Annotated in this window: 17 protein-coding genes; 7 read left to right on the top strand and 10 right to left on the bottom strand. The window is 42.1% G+C overall.

All coding sequences use genetic code 11. From position 1 onward, the window contains the following. The first annotated feature begins 48 nt into the window (after positions 1-48). The 6 genes from speB to PQ578_RS01845 all read left to right on the top strand — a co-directional run bounded on the left by speB (position 49) and on the right by PQ578_RS01845 (position 6,891). Positions 49-1,026 (top strand): agmatinase, encoded by a 978-nt coding sequence (speB, locus tag PQ578_RS01870; RefSeq protein ID WP_273831946.1) that lies wholly within the window; start codon positions 49-51, stop codon positions 1,024-1,026. A gap of 77 nt (positions 1,027-1,103) precedes the next feature. Then, positions 1,104-2,519, top strand: a complete 1,416-nt coding sequence (locus PQ578_RS01865; protein WP_273831945.1) for a sodium:solute symporter family protein — start codon at positions 1,104-1,106, stop codon at positions 2,517-2,519. Next, complete coding sequence (locus PQ578_RS01860; RefSeq protein WP_273831944.1) at positions 2,516-3,967, top strand: aldehyde dehydrogenase family protein; 1,452 nt, start codon at positions 2,516-2,518, stop codon at positions 3,965-3,967. Before PQ578_RS01865 ends, PQ578_RS01860 begins: the two co-directional genes overlap by 4 nt. A 71-nt stretch (positions 3,968-4,038) precedes the next feature. After that, on the top strand, positions 4,039-5,412 hold the full coding sequence (locus PQ578_RS01855; protein WP_273831943.1) for a purine-cytosine permease family protein: 1,374 nt from the start codon (positions 4,039-4,041) through the stop codon (positions 5,410-5,412). A 3-nt stretch (positions 5,413-5,415) separates the two neighbouring features. Continuing rightward, positions 5,416-6,207, top strand: coding sequence for a carbon-nitrogen hydrolase family protein (locus tag PQ578_RS01850; RefSeq protein ID WP_273831942.1), 792 nt, complete (start codon positions 5,416-5,418; stop codon positions 6,205-6,207). A gap of 12 nt (positions 6,208-6,219) precedes the next feature. Further along, the gene (locus tag PQ578_RS01845) at positions 6,220-6,891 is read left to right on the top strand and encodes a cyclase family protein (protein WP_273831941.1); all 672 of its coding nucleotides are present in this window, start codon (positions 6,220-6,222) and stop codon (positions 6,889-6,891) included. Between the two features lie 127 nt (positions 6,892-7,018). Here PQ578_RS01845 and PQ578_RS01840 read toward each other — a convergent pair whose 3' ends face one another. After that, on the bottom strand, positions 7,019-7,393 hold the full coding sequence (locus tag PQ578_RS01840) for a hypothetical protein (protein ID WP_273831940.1): 375 nt from the start codon (positions 7,391-7,393) through the stop codon (positions 7,019-7,021). 209 nt (positions 7,394-7,602) lie between these two features. Beyond that, positions 7,603-8,421 carry an alpha/beta fold hydrolase gene (locus PQ578_RS01835; protein ID WP_273831939.1) on the bottom strand — a complete coding sequence of 273 codons (819 nt, stop codon included), beginning with the start codon at positions 8,419-8,421 and terminating at the stop codon, positions 7,603-7,605. 296 nt (positions 8,422-8,717) lie between these two features. Here PQ578_RS01835 and paaK point away from each other — a divergent pair, with 296 nt between their 5' ends. Further along, positions 8,718-10,055 carry a phenylacetate--CoA ligase PaaK gene (gene paaK / locus PQ578_RS01830; protein ID WP_273831938.1) on the top strand — a complete coding sequence of 446 codons (1,338 nt, stop codon included), beginning with the start codon at positions 8,718-8,720 and terminating at the stop codon, positions 10,053-10,055. A gap of 127 nt (positions 10,056-10,182) precedes the next feature. On the opposite strand, the gene PQ578_RS01825 is transcribed toward paaK, so the two are convergent. The 8 genes from PQ578_RS01825 to PQ578_RS01790 all read right to left on the bottom strand — a co-directional run bounded on the left by PQ578_RS01825 (position 10,183) and on the right by PQ578_RS01790 (position 19,016). Then, positions 10,183-11,697, bottom strand: a complete 1,515-nt coding sequence (locus PQ578_RS01825) for a cell wall-binding repeat-containing protein (protein WP_273831937.1) — start codon at positions 11,695-11,697, stop codon at positions 10,183-10,185. 140 nt (positions 11,698-11,837) lie between these two features. Next, a complete protein-coding gene (locus tag PQ578_RS01820) occupies positions 11,838-12,926 on the bottom strand; it encodes an acyltransferase (protein ID WP_273831936.1) in 1,089 nt (362 codons plus the stop codon). Between the two features lie 141 nt (positions 12,927-13,067). After that, a complete protein-coding gene (locus PQ578_RS01815; protein WP_273831935.1) occupies positions 13,068-14,168 on the bottom strand; it encodes an acyltransferase family protein in 1,101 nt (366 codons plus the stop codon). Positions 14,169-14,428: 260 nt separating this feature from the next. Further along, positions 14,429-16,591 (bottom strand): PAS domain-containing sensor histidine kinase, encoded by a 2,163-nt coding sequence (locus PQ578_RS01810; RefSeq protein WP_273831933.1) that lies wholly within the window; start codon positions 16,589-16,591, stop codon positions 14,429-14,431. Positions 16,592-16,780: 189 nt separating this feature from the next. Next, positions 16,781-16,969, bottom strand: coding sequence for a hypothetical protein (locus PQ578_RS01805; RefSeq protein ID WP_273831932.1), 189 nt, complete (start codon positions 16,967-16,969; stop codon positions 16,781-16,783). Positions 16,970-16,988: 19 nt separating this feature from the next. Beyond that, complete coding sequence (locus tag PQ578_RS01800; protein ID WP_273831931.1) at positions 16,989-17,525, bottom strand: DUF6241 domain-containing protein; 537 nt, start codon at positions 17,523-17,525, stop codon at positions 16,989-16,991. Between the two features lie 15 nt (positions 17,526-17,540). Then, positions 17,541-18,488 (bottom strand): hypothetical protein, encoded by a 948-nt coding sequence (locus PQ578_RS01795; protein ID WP_273831930.1) that lies wholly within the window; start codon positions 18,486-18,488, stop codon positions 17,541-17,543. Next, positions 18,489-19,016, bottom strand: coding sequence for a sigma-70 family RNA polymerase sigma factor (locus PQ578_RS01790; RefSeq protein WP_273831929.1), 528 nt, complete (start codon positions 19,014-19,016; stop codon positions 18,489-18,491). Between the last annotated feature and the right edge of the window lie 9 nt (positions 19,017-19,025).

The raw sequence follows: 19,025 nt of genomic DNA, 5'->3' as shown, positions 1-19,025 counted from the left end.
AACTTGCAATATTTATCTGTGAGACTAACATTCACAGGAGGTTCCAATATGTATCAACCTAAAGACTCTTCCAAATCCCCACGATTTTGCGGTGTGAGAACGTTTATGAGATTAGAACAAATTCAAACCACAGAAAATGTTAACTTTGCCGTCCTTGGTGTTCCTTTCGATACGGCTGCATCAAATCGGACTGGTCAACGCCTAGGACCACAGCATATTCGTAACTTCTCGACGCTACTTCGTCCATACAATCCAGATATGGAGATTAACATTTTCGATTATTGCTCTGGCGTTGACTATGGAGACATTGATGTCATTCCAGGAAACATCCACCGTACATACGACAACTTGGTAGAAGGATTGACTCCGCTTCTCGATGCGGATGTTACACCTGTCATCATGGGCGGTGACCATTCCATTTCATTAGGAAACCTGCGAGCTTTCCACAAAAAATACGGTCCAGTAGCCCTCGTTCACTTCGATTCACACGGCGATACGTGGGACAACTATTACGGCGAGAAATATATGCACGGCACACCGTTTCGACGCGCAGTAGAAGAAGGATTAATTGATACTGACCACTCCGTCCAGGTCGGCATGAGAGGTCCGTTGTACGGTCCAGGTGACATTGAGGACGCACGCGATCTTGGATTTGAAGTCATTCCAATGAAAGATGTTCGTAAACTTGGATTTAATGAAGTCATTTCACGCATCCATCAGCGAACTGGAGATCGACCAGTATTTGTTTCCTATGACATTGACTTTGTTGATCCAGCCTTCGCACCAGGAACGGGAACTCCGGAAGTCGCTGGTCCAAACAGCTACGAAGCGCTTGAGTACGTGCGGGGACTTGATGGACTAAATCTTGTCGGGTTTGACTTAGTCGAAGTACTTCCAACATACGACCACAATGAAATTACAGCCGCTTTAGCATCATCGATTATGTATGAAATGATTACGCTGATTGCGCTAAAGAAAAGACATGCCCTTCTTACAACCAGCGAAGAAACAGCAAGTCAGTCTTAGATTAAAAGAGGCACCCGATAATTTATCTGAATTTTTAATCGATAGAGCCCTAGTCACTACTTGTAAGGAGGAGTTTCGTGTTATTTCTAGATATTATCATCATCATCGCCTATTTCGTTATCGTCATCGGAATAGGCGTCATTGGCTCTCGTAAAGCGAAAACGATCGAAGACTATGCGCTTGCTGGTCGTAATCTTGGTTTCTTTATGTATTTTGGCTGCTTATCAGCCGTCATTCTTGGGGGCGCATCTACGATCGGGACAACGAAGCTCGGATATGAATTTGGCGTATCCGGCATGTGGCTCGTCTTTATGCTTGGACTTGGAATTATGGGACTCGGGATCTTTTTTCTCAAGAAGATCGCTGGTTTTAAAGTGCTCACCATTAGTGAGTTTCTCGGGAAACGTTTTGGAAATGAAGCACGCCTTCTGAGCGCTTTAGTAGCTTCGGTCTATGCCTTAATGGTTGCCGTTACGCAAGTTATCGGGATTGGAACCGTCATGAACGTCCTGCTAGGTTGGAATCTCACAAGCTCCATGCTACTTGGTGGCGGGATTGTCCTATTCTATACGATACTTGGCGGGATGTGGTCGGTTACGATGACGGATATCGTCCAGTTTGTCATCATGACAATTGGGGTGTTTTTCATCATGCTTCCTTTAAGCCTATCGAAAGCAGGGGGATGGAGTGCCTTAACGCAACAGCTCCCAGACAGTTACTTTTCATTCACAGGAATTGGCGGTAGTCAGGTATTTCAATATTTTCTTCTTTTCTGCCTCGGTATGATCGTTGCACAGGATATTTGGCAGCGGATCTTTACAGCCAGATCGAACAAAACTGCTCGTCTCGGCACAATTATTGCAGGCGTCTATAGCCTCCTATATGGACTGGCTGTTAGCATTATCGGTATGTGCGCATTTATCGTGCTCCCGAATTTAGGAGATTCTCAGAATGCCTTCGCCAGTATGGCGATCGAAACGGTACCAACCGGTGTACTTGGTCTTGTTCTTGCAGGCGTCATCGCTGCCCTCATGTCAACGGCTTCAGGGACACTGCTGGCTTCATCAACATTGCTCTCAAACGACATTGTGAAGCGTTATTTCATTAAAGAAGCAAGTGAAAAGCAAAGTCTCATCATCTCTCGTCTGACTACAACAATTATTGGTGCAATCACGATTATTTTCGCTATATGGATTCAAGACGTTCTTGTTGCACTTGATGTCGCATACGCCATTTTATCTGGAGCGATCTTTGTACCGATTCTACTCGGTTTCTTTTGGAAAAAAGCAACGTCAAAAGCGGCGTTTTACTCAATCATCAGTAGCATTCTCGTCATTACCGGCGGTCTTGCAATCGAAGGCCTTCACTCAACGAATCCGATTATGTATGGCATATTGACCAGCTTCGTTGTAATGATCGGCGTATCACTTATAACAGAAAATGATGCTGCTGAAATGACAGACACGGTTCAAGAAAGGAGTCATATTTCATGACGAATCAGCACCTCTACATTAATGGTTCCTGGCAGCAAGGTGAAGGATATGAGCGTGATCTCATTAACCCAGCAACAGCAGAAACGATTATGAAGATAAAAGAAGCTTCTCAGGAGCAAGTGGCTACCGCAGTAGATGCTGCACGATCAGCATTTGAACAAAGCGACTGGGCGACTCATCCAGAGAAACGGGTTACCTCTCTTCGAAAGCTTGCAGATCTATTAGAACGTGATGAAAAATCTTTCGCAGTTGCTGAAACAGAGAATACCGGAAAACCCATTCGAGAAGCAACGCTCGACATTGGTGACTCTGTCGCCTGTCTACGTTACTACGCGAATCTGATTGCTGAGCGAGAAACGGCCACGATCGAGATGGAAGATGGAACGACTAGTAGAATCATTGATGAACCGATCGGCGTGTGTGCCCTTATCGTCCCATGGAACTTCCCTCTTCTTCTCGGCATGTGGAAGATCGCTCCGGCACTCGCTGCTGGTAACACCGTTGTGTTCAAACCCTCTGAACTGACACCAGTTACTGCTATCAAGCTAGCAGACTTAATTCATCAGTGTGGATTCCCTCCAGGTGTTTTCAATCTCGTCCCAGGTGGAGGCGATCCAGTTGGCGAAACACTTGTCGCGCATCCTGAAGTAGATAAAGTTTCGTTCACAGGCGGTTCAGAAACCGGAAAGCATATTAACCAGCAGTGTGCCAAGGATCTGAAGCGCGTCTCTCTTGAACTTGGTGGCAAATCACCACTCATTATTTTAGAAGATGCGGACCTTGAGTCTGCAGTTGAATGGACGATCTTCGGTGGTTTCTTTAACCAGGGGGAAGTGTGTGTGGCTTCGTCTCGTATTCTTGTCCATGAGTCTCTCTATGAAGCTTTTATAGACAAACTCGTTCATGAGTCATCTCGAATAAAAATCGGTGACCCCACACAGATGGAAACGGGAATGGGTCCTCTTGTTAGCAGAAATCATCTCCAGAAAGTAAAGAGCTACATCAATCTTGGTAAGGAGGAAGGAGCGTCCGTTCACTATGGCGGCAAGCAACCTGATAAAGGCTTTTATCAATCTCCTGTCATTTTCACAAACGTTCATCAGTCGATGCGTATTGTCCAAGAAGAAATCTTTGGACCCGTTATTACCGTTCAATCATTTCGAGATCAAAACGAAGCCGTTCGACTTGCGAATGGTACAAAATACGGTCTTGCAGCAGGTGTTCTTTCAAAAAATGTATCTCAAGCAGTACAAGTGGCGTCGCAGCTGAAAGCAGGCACAATCTGGATCAACTCCTATCACACTCCTTATGTAGAGGCACCATGGGGAGGATATAAAGAAAGCGGTATTGGTCGTGAACTTGGACCACATGGTCTTGCCAGTTTTACTGAAGTGAAGCACGTGAACACCTCTCAACAACTCCAAAAAGCAGGCTGGTATACGCATTGATCTCCCCCTGGTAGGGTCTCAATGCACTGGTAATTTTCTGAATATTGAAAACCAAAATAGGGGGATATAACATGAGTCAACTTACTGAACGCTTAGGTCATGACACGATTAGCCCGACCCCAAAGGACAAGCGAAGTATGAATTTTTTCTCAACTTTTGCTCTCTGGCTTGCAGCAAATGTCGTCATTACGTCCGTAATGACAGGAATGATGTTCGTGCCGGATATTTCAATTGAAAAAGCCATGCTCGCTATTCTAATTGGCTCAGCAATTGGGGCAATTCCACTCGCTCTAACAGGTAACATCGGAACACGAACTGGACTTCCGACGATGGTCATGACAAGAGCGGCTTTTGGTCAAAAAGGCGCCATTCTTCCCGCACTCGTAAACACGATTGTACTGATTGGTTGGAGTTGGATTCAGGCCTATATGGCTGGTCTTTCTCTTAACTACGCTATCAGTTACACAACCGGCTACAGCAACATCAATTTATTTGTCATTCTTACCGAAATTCTTGTTGTGGCGATTACAATCTACGGTCACCGCGGTGTGGAAAGCATTGAGAAATGGGTCTCTGTTGCCATGCTCATCCTATCTGCCCTTGTGTTCTATAAACTATTTACGACTTACAGCGTTTCTTCGCTTATTGAATTGAAGGCCAGTGAAAATCCTGCGATATCGGGTATTATTGCTTTTGATATCGTTGTTGCGACGGCCTTCTCCTGGATGTCGAGTGTCTGTGACTTTAATCGCCATAGCAAATCAGAAAAAAGTGGAATGCTTGGCACCTATCTCGGCTATATCGTTGCTTCTCTTATCGCAATGGGACTCGGTGCCGTTGTCAGCGGGTTTAGTATTCTAAATAACATGGAACAAACTTACGACCCAACGGTTCTTCTTTCCGCTTACGGATTTGGATTCATCGCTTCAATCGTCGTCTTTTTTTCTGTTCTATCCACGAATGTGATGGCACTATACAGCGCAACGATGTCATTTATGAACGTTTTCCCAAAGTCAGGATTTTGGAAACCGGTACTAGCTCTAGGAATTGTCTGTACTCTAGGAGCCTTGTTAAAAGAAGCGTTAATGGTGAACTTTTTTAACTTTATCCTCTTGATCGCAACGCTATTTATACCCGTTTTTGCGATCGTACTTGTCGACTATTTTCTTGTTAAAAAAGCGTACTATGATGCAGAAGATGTAGCATTCGACCATAAAGGACTCTATCGATACCAGCGTGGTGTAAACATTGTGGCTGTCGTAACTTATGTGGCTGGAGCTCTTTTCGCTTATTACTTCACTTACGTTCATCCGTTGTCTATCGGAGCAACAATCCTTACCTTTGTTTTGTCTGGTGGCTGTTACTTTGGTTTAATGGCAGCAACAAAACAACTCGGGATAAAAACGGCTTCAAACGAAGAAATCGATGTGAAATTGGAGGCATAAAAAGTGAAATATACCATTTCCGCTGCCCAGGGAAGTTTTCAAAGTGGGGCAGTCGATACCAATCTCTCAAAAATGGAAACTATTGTTAAAAGCGTCCTCGAGAAGAAGCCTGATACAAAAGTTATTACTTTTCCGGAATTGTGTACGACAGGATACTTTTTGTCTGAAGGCATCAAAGACCTTGCAGAAAAAGTAGACGGGCCGATTTTTCAAGCTATTAAAACGATGGCTGTATCAAACCTTGTTTCGATCGTATACGGCTACGTTGAGATTGACAATGAGGGAAACGTCTATAATTCCATCCAATACATTGATGCAAACGGAAAAAACACCGCAAATTATAGAAAGATACACCTCACTCCGCTGGAGAGAGGTGTTTTCACAGCAGGTTCAGAGCCAGTTACTGTGAAAACAGATTTCGGGACGATCGGATTGATGATCTGCTGGGACCTCGCTTTCCCAGAGCTAGCTCGAATGCTGACGTTAAATGGGGCCGATATCTTACTTGTCCCATCTGCGTGGGAAGAACCCTATGATGCTCCTTTCCTTCAGTTTAGCGGAGCCCGCGCGCTCGACAACTCAGTATATCTGATAGCTTCTAACCATACTGGCAAGTCAGAAGATCTCACCTTTTTCGGCAAGTCTTCCATCTTTGCGCCGAATGGACAGGTCGTCGCAACAGCAGAGAAACAGTATGATATGATTACGGCAACCATTGATTACGACTGGCGAAACGAAATAAAACAATCATTCTTCTCGATGTTAGAAGAACGAAGAACCGATATTTACAGCTAAGGAGGCTATCTTTTGAATTTCAAACAAATTATCGATTTATCCATTCCAATTACATCGGCGACACCGATTTATCCTGGTGATCCAAAGCCAGATATCCATCCTGCTGCGGAACTAGATAAAGACGGCTACCAGGTTACGCAGCTTAACATCGGTTCACATACAGGCACACATGTGGATGCTCCCTTTCACTTTCAAAAAGAAGGAGAGCGAATTGATCAATCTAGCTTAACAAAATTTATGGCTCCAGGACTCGTTATTGATGTGACCGGAAAAGAACCAGGAGAAGAAATTACAATGTCAGACGTGCAGGACCAAATCGAACAAGTTATTCCAGGCACCATCGTGTTATTTCACACCGGTTGGTCAAAGTATGCAGAATCAGAGCTATACTTCAGGCATCCCTACCTATCTGTTGATATCATCAACGACTTGCTTGAAAAAGGCGTAACTACATTTTTCATCGATGCATTAAACGTCGATCCACCAGATGGATCAGCCTTTCCAGTTCATGAAGCCATCACGTCCGTAAACGGCATCATCGGTGAGAACTTCTGTAATTTCGAAAAGATTGATTTCGAGAATCCGCTGATTATTGCGCTGCCGTTAAAGCTTGAAGGACTGGATGGATCACCGGTACGGGCGGTTGCGGTGGAGGTCGAATACTTCTCTCGCTTAGTAAGATAAGAAACCAGAAATCTCAACTTGAAAAGGAGCCTGCACACGAGGTGTGCAGGCTCCTTTTCTGTTTTCCATTCGACAACTAGTTACACAGTTCGGGCTGTGACAGGCACCACTCACCACGCAACAGCGCTTAATTCAGATCAAACTCCTCTGCAATTTCCGCCATTTGATGCGGCATTCTTTCATCGTTCATAACATTCTTAGCATTATTGTAACGGGTAGGGTTTACTTTTCGAACTTTCTCCCCACCTTTTCGATTGCTAACTTCTCGCTTTGCTTCGTACCCTACATAAGACGGATACGCCGGCACTTCGATCTCCTCCTTACGACGACCGTTCTTATTGGTCTTAGAAGACATTCCATTCCATTGATCCTTTAAACCAATCGCCACATCTGACCCTTTTAACAGAGCTTTTCTAGCACCTTTTCTTGCGCGAGTCGAAAACGTGAGCAATAAAATCGCTGCAGTTAGTAGACTCCACACGCCGTTCCTTTTTTTCCACATCACTAATAACCTCCTAACAAATGGTTTTACTCCTTACTTAGTTTCTACAAAATTCCATGTATTATTCCTACAACGTTTTGATACTCAGTAAAAGGTTATAGCTACACGAAAAAGAGCCTCGATGAGTCTGAGGCTCTATCATGTCTTCTATGAAACCGTACATTGGGTCAAAAACGTCTCATTAAGTATACTTTAAATCGATTTCGTTATTATAAACTACTCTGCCGCACCTTCAACCTTATAAAGTGCTTCTCCAACACTTTATTTACTTCTGTAGCCTTCTCTAGCGCTACCGAATGGCCTGCTCTACCCACAACTTCACAACGACCATTCTCGACCGCCTTCGCAATGTTCTCTGAAAGTTTAATTGTGTACGCATGATCCTGCTCACCTGCAACAGCAAGGACAGGTACGGTTACGCCTTCAAGTTCCTCCAGTACGCTATTTCGGTGGATAACATGATGAGCAGCGTCTCCGATCGACGGCTCAAGTTTTTTCATGTAGTCTCTCCAGTAATTACGCTCTCTTTCGAATTCCATTGACCCAAGTGAAGCATCACCAAACATGATGTACATCAGCGTATCCACAACTTCTTCCGCCCCATTCTTCTGAAGCTGTGTAACAAGCGGTTGGAACTCTTCTTTCTTATACTCTGCTTCCCCAGAGCTTCCAAGTACCACGCACGAATGGAGAAGATCCGGCCTTCTAGCCGCAACTCTAAGCGCAATAAAGCCTCCCATCGAATTTCCGATAAAGTGACATTTCTCAATCCCTAGACCCTCAATTAATGCAATAGCATCATTTGTAAGCGTATCCATATCAAGGTTTTCTAAAGAAGACCGACCGCTATTTCCCTGTCCGCGGTGATCATAACAAATCACTCGGTAATCTTTTGAAAAGTGTTCCACCTGGTGTTGAAACATATCCGAATTAAAAAACAACGAATGACTAAAAACCAAAACCGGTGCATCCTTTGGACCATAATCTTCATAATAGAGCGGTGTTTCGTTCACTTCGATAAACGACATCGGTAACCCTCTCCTTTAATATGAATTTTGTTATGGTGTATCCTCTACAAGGTTCGCTACCAATTTGCAAATCCCTCTTTTGAAATGAACCCTGATCGAAATGTTCGGATATAAACAAACCATTCGACAAATAGTTCCTTATATCGGGTGGTGACAGGCACTAGCGAACTCGCAAACTCCCGACCAAAGACACAATTCCCCTAAATCCCATTGACCGCCCTTCCATAAAAAGGTACCTTTAATATGACACTATTACTCTCAGTCGTTTAATTTGTATCATACAAGGAGGTAACCGTATGGCAATTTATTCAGAACGAGAAACGTGGAATACGAAGCAAATGCATGCCCACCAATTAGAGAGCTTAAAACACACCGTTAATAACGCCTATCACAACGTCCCTTTCTATCAGGAAGCTTTTAAAGAAGTACATATGACCCCGGACGATATCAAGTCTCTAAACGACCTGCGCCGCCTTCCTTTCACCAAAAAACAAGACTTAAGAGAGAACTATCCTTTCAACATGCTCGCTTGTCCAATGAAAGACATCATTCGAATCCATGCTTCGTCTGGAACGAGTGGAAAACCCACCGTTGTCGCTTACACAAAGAATGACATTGAAAATTGGGCAGATATCGTCGCAAGGTCTATTGCACTCGCAGGTGGCCAAAAAGGAGATATTCTTCATAACGCCTATGGTTATGGCCTCTTTACAGGTGGGCTAGGACTTCATGCCGGATCTGAAAAGCTCGGCTGTGCGACGGTTCCTATTTCAGGTGGAAACACCGCCAATCAAATCACCCTCATCCAAGATTTCAAACCTAAGATCATATGCTCTACCCCTTCTTACCTCCTAAACATTGGAGAAGCGATGATGATGCAGGGGATTGACCCTGCCACTACTTCTTTAAAATATGCCATACTCGGTGCAGAACCCTGGTCAGAAGAAATGAGGTTCCAAATCGAAAAATTATTCCAACTTAAAGCATCTGATATCTACGGGCTAAGTGAGGTAATGGGACCAGGCATTGCGATGGAATGCGTGGAATGTCAGGACGGTCTCCACATTGCAGATGATCACTTTCTCGTTGAAGTGATCAACCCGGATACGCTCGAACCAGTTGACGACGGGCAATATGGAGAGCTTGTTTTTACTAGTCTTACGAAAGAAGCCCTGCCAACCATTCGCTATCGCACAGGTGACATCGCGTCCATTACAAGAGAAAGGTGTCTCTGCGGGAGGACAACAACAAGAATGAGTCGAGTAAAAGGACGAATTGATGACATGCTCATTATTCGTGGTGTCAACGTGTTCCCTTCTGAGATTGAACGATATATTTGTGACCTAGAAGAACTTGTACCTCATTATCAAATTCACCTGCAGAAAAAAGGACACCTGGATCATGTGACGTTGCACGTCGAGGTATGTGAAGAATTCTATGGAAAATTATCGTATAAAGAGGACTTTACGCACCCCCTCGCCACCGACCTTACTAATCGAATTAGAAAAACCATAAAAATGAAAGCGCTTATATCAGTAGACGTGAATTTAAAGTCGCCAAAATCCATACCTCGTTCTGAAGGAAAAGCAAAGCGCATCGTTGACGACCGATCTCGAGCTTCTATATCCTTCTAACTTCACGAGCTAGAAAAACCCAAATAGAACAGGCTGACGATGAACATCGCCAGCCTGTTCGACATTTATTGACATATTCCGGGTGGTGACAGGCACCACGCAGCAACAGGCACCATTCGCGACCATTCTACCTCAAGTACTCCTCCAGCACACGTTCATTATCCTTCATATAACGCGCAATATTCTCCCCAACATACCGTAAGTGCCATGGTTCATATTTATATCCAGTTACCCTTTCTTTCTCTTCCGGATAGCGAATAATAAAACCGTACTCATGGGCATGTTGAGCAACCCAGCGTCCTTCATCCGTGTTTGCAAATGCTTCAACTAATCCATAATTCACATCAGGACTTGTAACATCCATCGCTAAACCCGTTTGATGCTCACTATGTCCGGGCTTTGCGCTGACTCGATTGGCATAAGCTTCACCATATTGATCAACGAGGCGGTCGTGAATTGCTTTTTGACGTGCGTAGGAGCGATAGCCGGACTGTGCATACAAATCAAGGCCCGCTTTTTCTGCCGCCTGGAAAAGCTCTTCTAAGTGAGGAACTGCAATGGCGTTCATGTTGCGCTTCTCATGGTCTTCTCGAAAAGGAAATGGAACGTCAGGCTCTCTTATGTTCGGAACATAATCTGCCGGAATACCTCTCTGCTTATTAACTAGTAAAAGCTGAATTGGCAATGAAAGTTCTGTTCCGACGTACTGATCGATCGCTCCAGTGCCGCCAAGGATACGAAACGATTTCACTCCATTTTCATCAATAAATAGTTTCGTAGCGTTAGGAACATAGTTTTTTTCAATCAGCATTAGCGGATCATTTGTTTTCGCTGCTAATACGGAGCCTGCTAGAGCGTCTGCAAAGTCAAACCCTGTAGCAACATAAAGCTGATCAGCGTCTTCTCGTCCAAATTCATCTGCTACCGCTCGTGACGTTTCAAATCGATCACTTCCTGAAACTCGCTTAGAAGAAGAGATTGCTTTTTCTACGGACCCACTCATCACACCTTCCCCGCCAATAAGATAATTTCTGCTGGTTTCGTTTATTAATTTCTGTGAAGCAGCAGGTAGTTTTCCTTTTGTTGTTAATAAAATCGGGTACCCTTCTCGAGCGGCATAAGCCGAAATGGAGAGTGCATCTGGAAAATCTTCACCGCTCGCGACAACAGCGGTATCATATGCATCTAATTCCTTAGCAATTTTAGCCGCCGTTTCGTAGCGATCTTGCCCAGATATCCGCTGAACCGCTAAATCCATCTCTTCGTTTAGATGCCGTTCCACTGAATCTGATATCGCCCCTCTCCCACCAAGAATAATCACTTTACGCGCACCTAATCTAGCAATCTCCTGCGCTGTCTTACTCGATATGTATGTAGAAGAAGTTAAAAGGATTGGCGCATTTTCTTGATACGCTAGCGGAGTGCCAGCCAATGCATCAGGAAAATCATTCGCTCTGGCTAGAAGCACAACATCGCTTCCATTAGGCCACCCTTTTTTAGCCACTTCGACTGCCGTTTGAATACGATCCTTTCCTGAAATACGCTCCATTTCAATCGCACTCGCTACTTTTGGAAATAACAGAGCTAGAAATAGAAAACTAACTCCTATTATCAAACCTTTTTTAGAATACGTTCCGATCATATCATCACCTCGATGAACCATTCCCTTTTATAGCATATGCAAACGTTCACTATAACGAAAAGTTAGGAGATTAAAGCTGTAAAAAAAACCTCAATGCATCTTAACATTGAGGTTTTAAGGACATCATTTCATTCAAGCAATCACTTTCCTTCTAAAACCACTTCTGGTACCCTGTTTGCAGCCTTCCTTTTCCTAGCTGGTACTGTCACAATGTATTGATTCAGTGGAAGAAGTTGAATTCCGCGAATAACTAAAATACTGGTCACCAGGACTAGGCCAAAGATCATTGGAAAAGTTGCCGTGGTCCACGCTCCATCTGGAAGTGTTCGCGAATAAAAGAAGATAACCAAAGGATGAACCAGATAGATGCCCATGGATAAATTCCCGAGCATTTCAAAGAACTTTTCAAGCCACTCTACTTTTCGAAGGGATTGATACATGCCAATAACGGCCACGGTCATCACCGGGATATTCACCATGTTGGCCCATCTGTTATTCGGAATTGAACCTTTCAACTTGTACTCATAGACGGCTATAACGACTAATCCACCAAAAATAACATAGCCAAACCAGTCTATTTTCTTACCTATTCGCTGAATAGACTCCCAATGATAAGCAAGGAATCCACCAAAAATAAAGAAGAACACCCACTTCGTAAAAATAGCTCTCTGCGTTAAAAGCTCCGTTAAAAGATTTGTTGTTTCAGGCGAGTAGAAACTTACAAAGTAAATATTAAGACATAGAGCTGAAACAAGTAGAATCCACCAGCCGATTTTTGATTTCACAAGTTGGAGAATAGGGAAAATGAGATAGAATTGAAAAACAATCGACATGAAATAAAGATGGTAATAAGATTCTCCCATCGCAAAATCAACAAGAAAGCTCTTCCAATCCGTGTAGATTTCCGCACCCAAAACGACCTTCATAAAAACAAGGTAAAAAACACTCCAGATCAGAAATGGCATACCAATCTTAACCATGCGAGAATGATAGAATCGCTTCACATCAAACCCCTTATTTCGAACCTGCAAAAACAAAAGAAAACCACTAATTACAGCAAAAATCGGTGTTCCAAATCGGCCAATCTGATTAAAGAACTGCGTTATCTCATTAAATTCATTCCCATGCTTGCCATAGTAATTAGCTGAAACATGGACAAATAATACAAATATACAGGCTATGGCTCTCAGGAAATGAATCTCATTAATATATTGATTTGCTTTCTGCATTTACTCACATCCATTTGAAAATTGAATTCCACCAAATTATATAACCGTTCCACTAGTAAATGGAGGTTCCTGAAGATTATTTACACAAAATTAACGTCGCTGTAAAGATTCACTAGCAACGTAAAAAGCTCTTTCCCAAACTTAGGAAAGAGCCTTCTCTCGACATTTATTGACATATACCGGGTGGTGACAGGCACCATTTGAACTATTCGCACCATACGACTTGCTCAATCGGTATCTTTTGAATTCCATTTTCATTGGAAACATTTCGATTACTCTACTAATAAAGAGCGTTGTTCCTAGAACAACTGAGTATACAAGAACACTATATTCACTACCAAACATGAATTCTGGCATAACAGTAGAAAATGCGAAAACGACTACAGGAAGTGCGAGATAGATACCAAAAGCACTTTTACCGATTGCTGCAAGGAAAATATCTAACAAAACAACCCTCTCCACAAATGGATAGATCACTAGTAAAGAAATCGTCACAAGAGGGATAGCGACCATCATCCATCCACCTTCAGTCATGCCACCGTTCAGATAAACAACTGTGAGTCCAACCAAGACGAGCATGATAGCAAATCCAACCCAGTCCAACTTCTTCGCTAGCATTTGAACCTTCACTCCGTAATGAGCTAGAAAGCTACCAAATACAAAGAAAAAGATCCAATTTGTAAGAAAGGCTGGATGTTCTAGAACGGCTTGAACCGTCGTTGTTCCTGAAAAATAGCCATTAAGTGCGAAATAAGTGATTAAGCCAGAAGCGGCTAGCATCAACGCCCACCCTGTTTTTGATTCAACGAGTTTCAATAACGGATAAAGAAGCAGAAATTGTAGAACAGCTATGACAAAAGACAATGTATAGAAAGCTTCATCCACTACTACATTAAAAGGAAGTGCTCCCCATCCAGTAACTAGACTTTCGCCCTCTATCATCTTCAAGACGGAGTAGAATGAACCCCACAATGCAACAAGCAAAATCATTTTCGAAATAACGGATCGACTGAAAGATTTCTTTTCAAACTGTTGATTGCCGACTTTATGAAATACAAATGCACCAACGATCACCGCAAAAGCTGCGATGCTAAATCGACCACTTGTATGAGAAAAAGACGCTATTTCTGAAAAAGCTTCTTTTAAAGCAAACATCTCAAACACCTGCACACCTACTAATATCAAACAGGTAATCGCACTAAGAAAATAGATTTCATTTAGACCATTTCTCGTTTTCTGCATGAGCTCACATCCTGTTATGGTTTGGCTTGATTTCTACCTCCATTATAAAGATGAGTGGCTCGCTGTGGAGGGTGTATGGGGAATCTTTACAAAAGATTAATAACAGTGACATGAAGGATTTACTTAGTGTGGAGGATTATAAAGAATGATTTTCATTTACTTGTTAAGCCAGCGTTTATTTAACTTTAATCGCTGGACTTAGAATTGAGAGTTTTCATCAGATGTTATTCACTGATGAAAACTCTTTTATCGACAAATTCTCACAAATCCCTGGTGGTGACAGGCACCTGCGAAGGCTTTAAAGGCAACAACACACTAACAGTTGTTCCCACTCCTAGTTCACTATCGAATTCAATCCGTCCGCCGTGCTCGTGAACAATTTTATAGCAAACCACTAATCCTAATCCAGTGCCCGCTTCCTTATTCGAGAAGAAGGGATCACCCAGGTGCTTTAGCCGTTCTTTCGAAATGCCTACACCCTTATCGGAGATAGCTATCCGAAATGTCTCGCCTTCTTGGCTCGTTTGAATCGTTAACTCCCCTCCATCTGGCATCGACTCAATCCCATTTTTAATCAGATTGATTAAGACCTGTTTGATTTGATTCACTTCACATTCCACAAGATCTTGTACTTCTTGAAGGTCTTTCTTAATACAGACATTGTTTATACGCGCCTGCGAGTTCATAATCGATAACGTATCACAAATAAGCGTTGTGACATTTGCCTGCTGATAGGTCACAGCTTGAGGCTTTGCAAGGGATAAGAACTCTGAAATGATGTTTTCGATTCGATTCATCTCAGACAGCATCAACTCGTGAATCTTCCCATCAATTTTCCCTTTGTATAGTTGAATAAATCCTTTTACTGCCGTTAATGGATTCCGAACCTCATGGGCCACTGCGGCTGCTAGTTGTCCAATAACCGAAAGCTTTTCGGAACGAATCAACAACTCTTCCGTTCGTTTTCGATCACCGATATACCGCGTAAACGCTGAGATCGCGAGCACATTTCCCTCCTGATCTCTAAGCGGAGAGTACGTTACGCTAACCTCCAATAACCTGCCATCTTTATGCTTTCGAACGGCTTCATAACCAATGATCTCTTTTCCACTTGTCACTGTATCACATATGGACCTTGCTTCATCACGTTTTCCATCAGGATAGAGCTCAAACATATGACGGGGCATTTCTTCTTCAGAATACCCATAAAGTCGTTGAAATGCCAAGTTCGTTTTTAACACTTCTCCTTCTAAGGTAATAACAGAAATTCCGTCAGCACTATTAGAAAAAATCGACTCCAAAAGCTCTTTCGTTTCAATTAAATCTTCTTCTATCTTCTTCCGATGTGTGCTATCTCGACCAATCGAAATTAGATAACCTCTTTCTCTTTCGCCTAAAGGACCGGTTGCTTTGACAATATCAAACGTTCGTTCTTCTCCAATATGTAAAAGCTGATGTTCGAATTGAATATTAGATGCATTGTCCTTTGTCAACTCAGAAGGAAACGCCTCTTTTAAAAGAGGGATAGAATCCCACTTCAAACTCCCAATTTCAGCAAACGTTTTGCCTACAACATCCTGTCCTTCTAAGTTAAAGAGTTTCTTCGCATAGTGATTCATCTCTAGTACCTGGCCATTATGGTTTTGAAAAACCACAAATTCCGGCATAGAGTTGATGAGACAACGAAGAAGCTCTTCTTGTTTAAATGCTTCTTGCTGTGCCAATTTGTAAGCAGTAATATCTTTTAAAATGTTATAGGCACCGATGTACGACTCATGAATTCTAATTGGAATTGTTTTAACTTCGATATAGATTAAATCCCCATTTTTATGAGTAATGCTTGTTTCATAGACTTGTGCTTTTCCTCGTAATGCCTTACTCGTATAATATTTAATTCTTTTTAATTCTTGAAATGAAACATTCTTTTCATATGTATTTATAATTTCGCATCTTTCATAACCAATCATAATTTGAAGAGATTGATTAATATCGGTAATATGTCCATCCTGGTCAACAAAAATAATTCCGTCCGGGTTCTCAGCAATTAAAAAATCATGTTTTAAATGTAGTTCACTCAACTCTTGCTTCATATTTTCTTCATGATTCGAGGTTAACGTTTTCATACAAACGAAAAGCATAAGATTTTCTTCCAAAAAGGAAATTTCAATAAGATGAGCTTCCTTGTCCAAAACCGAAGTGAAGACAATTTCAATCGGATATTCTGTTAAAGAACAGTTGAGTTCCTCCATAAAATATTGAGCAGAATGATCAATCATCCATATCTGATCAATACGATAACTTTCTTTATCATCATCTTTCGGAACAATCTTTTTCCCTTCTTCGTTACAGTAAATCACAGCGCCCTCTAAATCTACTACGAATAACGGGAGCGGAATTCTACCATAATATTTTTCATAACTCACAGCGCCCACACCCTCCAAAATTTGGCTTTCATTCCTTTTATTATCTCATATTTTATAATTGATGTAAGGCTTCACAAAAGAAATAAACCGCTGACTACAGCGGTTTACTCTTTCCCTCTATTAACTTAGAGATAGCGGGCACTCTGCCTACATACGAAGCGATTAATCAAACGTTTGTTTAACGTCAACTTAAAGGTCTGTATCAGAAACTCGCTTAACTTCTTGAAGCAATGGCTCATAGAGATCCGAACCTTTTTTCACATAATGAAGTTCCTTCACTCCTGGTACTTTCAAGTGAATGGCACCGCTTTGTTTGTTATACCGCAACCCATCTAAAAACACGGATTTCTCTGTTTCGGAAACTTCTAATTTCATCATGATCGCTCAATCCCTTTCTTTAGTAGTGCTCCTGAACAAATGCCTGCTCTTCATCAGCAGACAATAACCGACTCGCTTTTCCAATTGATCCGTTTTTCAAGCTCCAGAGCTCGTTATGAACGTAAACCGCGTTTTCAAAATTTCCGTTTTTCCATTTCATTAACGCTTGCTCATATAAATCGTAATGTTCATACTCTCCCGTACCTTCGACTTGATCCAGAATGGCAAGCATGTCGGCAATACGCGCATCGGTCATTTCAACGAGCGTCCATTTCTCTTCGGCATAAACTTTTTGATGCGTCATCCCGTGAAGCGTGTTCATAAAATGCTGCTCACTCGGAATATCCTCATTAGCAGTTGAATTTGATCCTTCATCAATATAACGTTCCTGATCAATTCCCTCTGCCGCCTCAGCTGAGCCCTCACCGGCCGCTTCATTTACGTCTTTTTCTTCTAGTAAACTCGTATTCATATCTGAGATAAACCAATAGCCAAGCCCAAGAGTTAAAAGGACAATGGATATGATTGAAATAAGTATTGTATTAGTGGATGGCATGTTTGGGACAACTCCTTAATATGATTGTTTGTTCAATTTATCTTCTCGTGCTAGATCTATGATTCCAGCAAGGTTAACGATCCTTCGCTTAATGATGACATATTGTTGTTCTAGTTCGTTCGCTTTTTCAACACTAGGGTCTTCAAGGTGAGCCGATTCGATTACTAGAGTCTTTGCTTTCGTGTAAATCTCGTTTATCTCGTTTTGTAATGCCGGAAGTTCATCAGAATATTTCATTGCTCGTTCCATTTGTTCCATTATCATTTGGCTTTGAAAGTTAAGCATGGAGATCTCATCAATGTCCAAACTTGAAAACTCCACCACTTTGTCATCAGTCGTAATCGGCAATACAGAATCACTTTCCATTGAATAAACCTGCCTATCTATATATCCCATAACGACGCCCATATATTGATTTTCCGAAGGAACTGGTCGATAGTAGGAGTCGGGGTCTATCTGGTCCATATCTATGCCCATAAAATATCCTGTTTTCATTGAAAAACGATATCCATTTTCAAATGTGACAATAGAACCTACTTCTGATTCCTCCACTGCTATGCGATTTTCTTCAGGCAACTCCCACTCCACTAAATAATCATAAATTTTTTGATAATTCCCATCCGGAAATTTTCTTTTAACAAATTCAGCTTGTTCGTTCTCTAATTTTTTCTCTGATTCATTTTCATCGTCATCTTCAGTTTCATTGGATTGATGCGAATTTTCCATGTCCATACTTTTTTCTGTGCCAAAGAAATCAGAAAAACTAGTAGACCCAAGAATAAGAATCAGAAAGAAACAGGTAAGTATAGATAGGGCAGGAACAAAGCGTCTTGTTTTCCGCTTGGAAGGACGACTGTGAATCGCTTTATAATAAATCCGCTCCTTCTCCTCTTCACTCACCTCACCCTTTTTCAAAACCGTCTCATTCATATCCTTACGAAGATTTTTCAGCTTGTCCTCCATCTACTCAACCTCCTTATAAAGCTCACGAAGTTGCAATTTAGCACGCCTTAATCTCGTTTTGATCGTCTCTGTTTTAATCCCTGTTAGCTCTTCTATTTCGTGAAGACTTAAATCTTCATAATAAAATAAAATGATCACTTCACGATATTTCACTGATAGTGAAAGCACTTTCTCGGAAATCTCTTCTCCTTCGCTTTTTTGAACGAGAATCTCATCAAGTCCAGTGCCCACCCCCACCTTTTCGTCCCCGCGAAAAGGAATCATCGATCTGAACCACTTACTCTTCAAATAATCTTTGCAGCGATTGACGGCAATTTTAAATAACCACGTTTTATAACTGCTGTCTCCCCTGAAATGCTCGATGTTTTTAAAACAAGAAATAAATACTTCCTGCGTAATGTCATCGGCTACCGCCCAATTTTTCACATATGTAAAAGCAAGGCGCTTGATCGGCTCTGCAAAATCATCGATCAACTCCCTGATTAATTCATTTCTTTCAAACTCATTCTCTCTAATTTTCTCCCCCAACGAGCTCCC

Origin of the sequence: Guptibacillus sedimenti, assembly GCF_028610665.1 — a bacterium.
GTDB classification, from domain to species: Bacteria; Bacillota; Bacilli; order Bacillales; family Guptibacillaceae; genus Guptibacillus; species Guptibacillus sedimenti.
The sequence above is the reverse complement of the archived record's forward strand: the minus strand, read 5'-3'. Positions and strand labels throughout refer to the sequence as shown.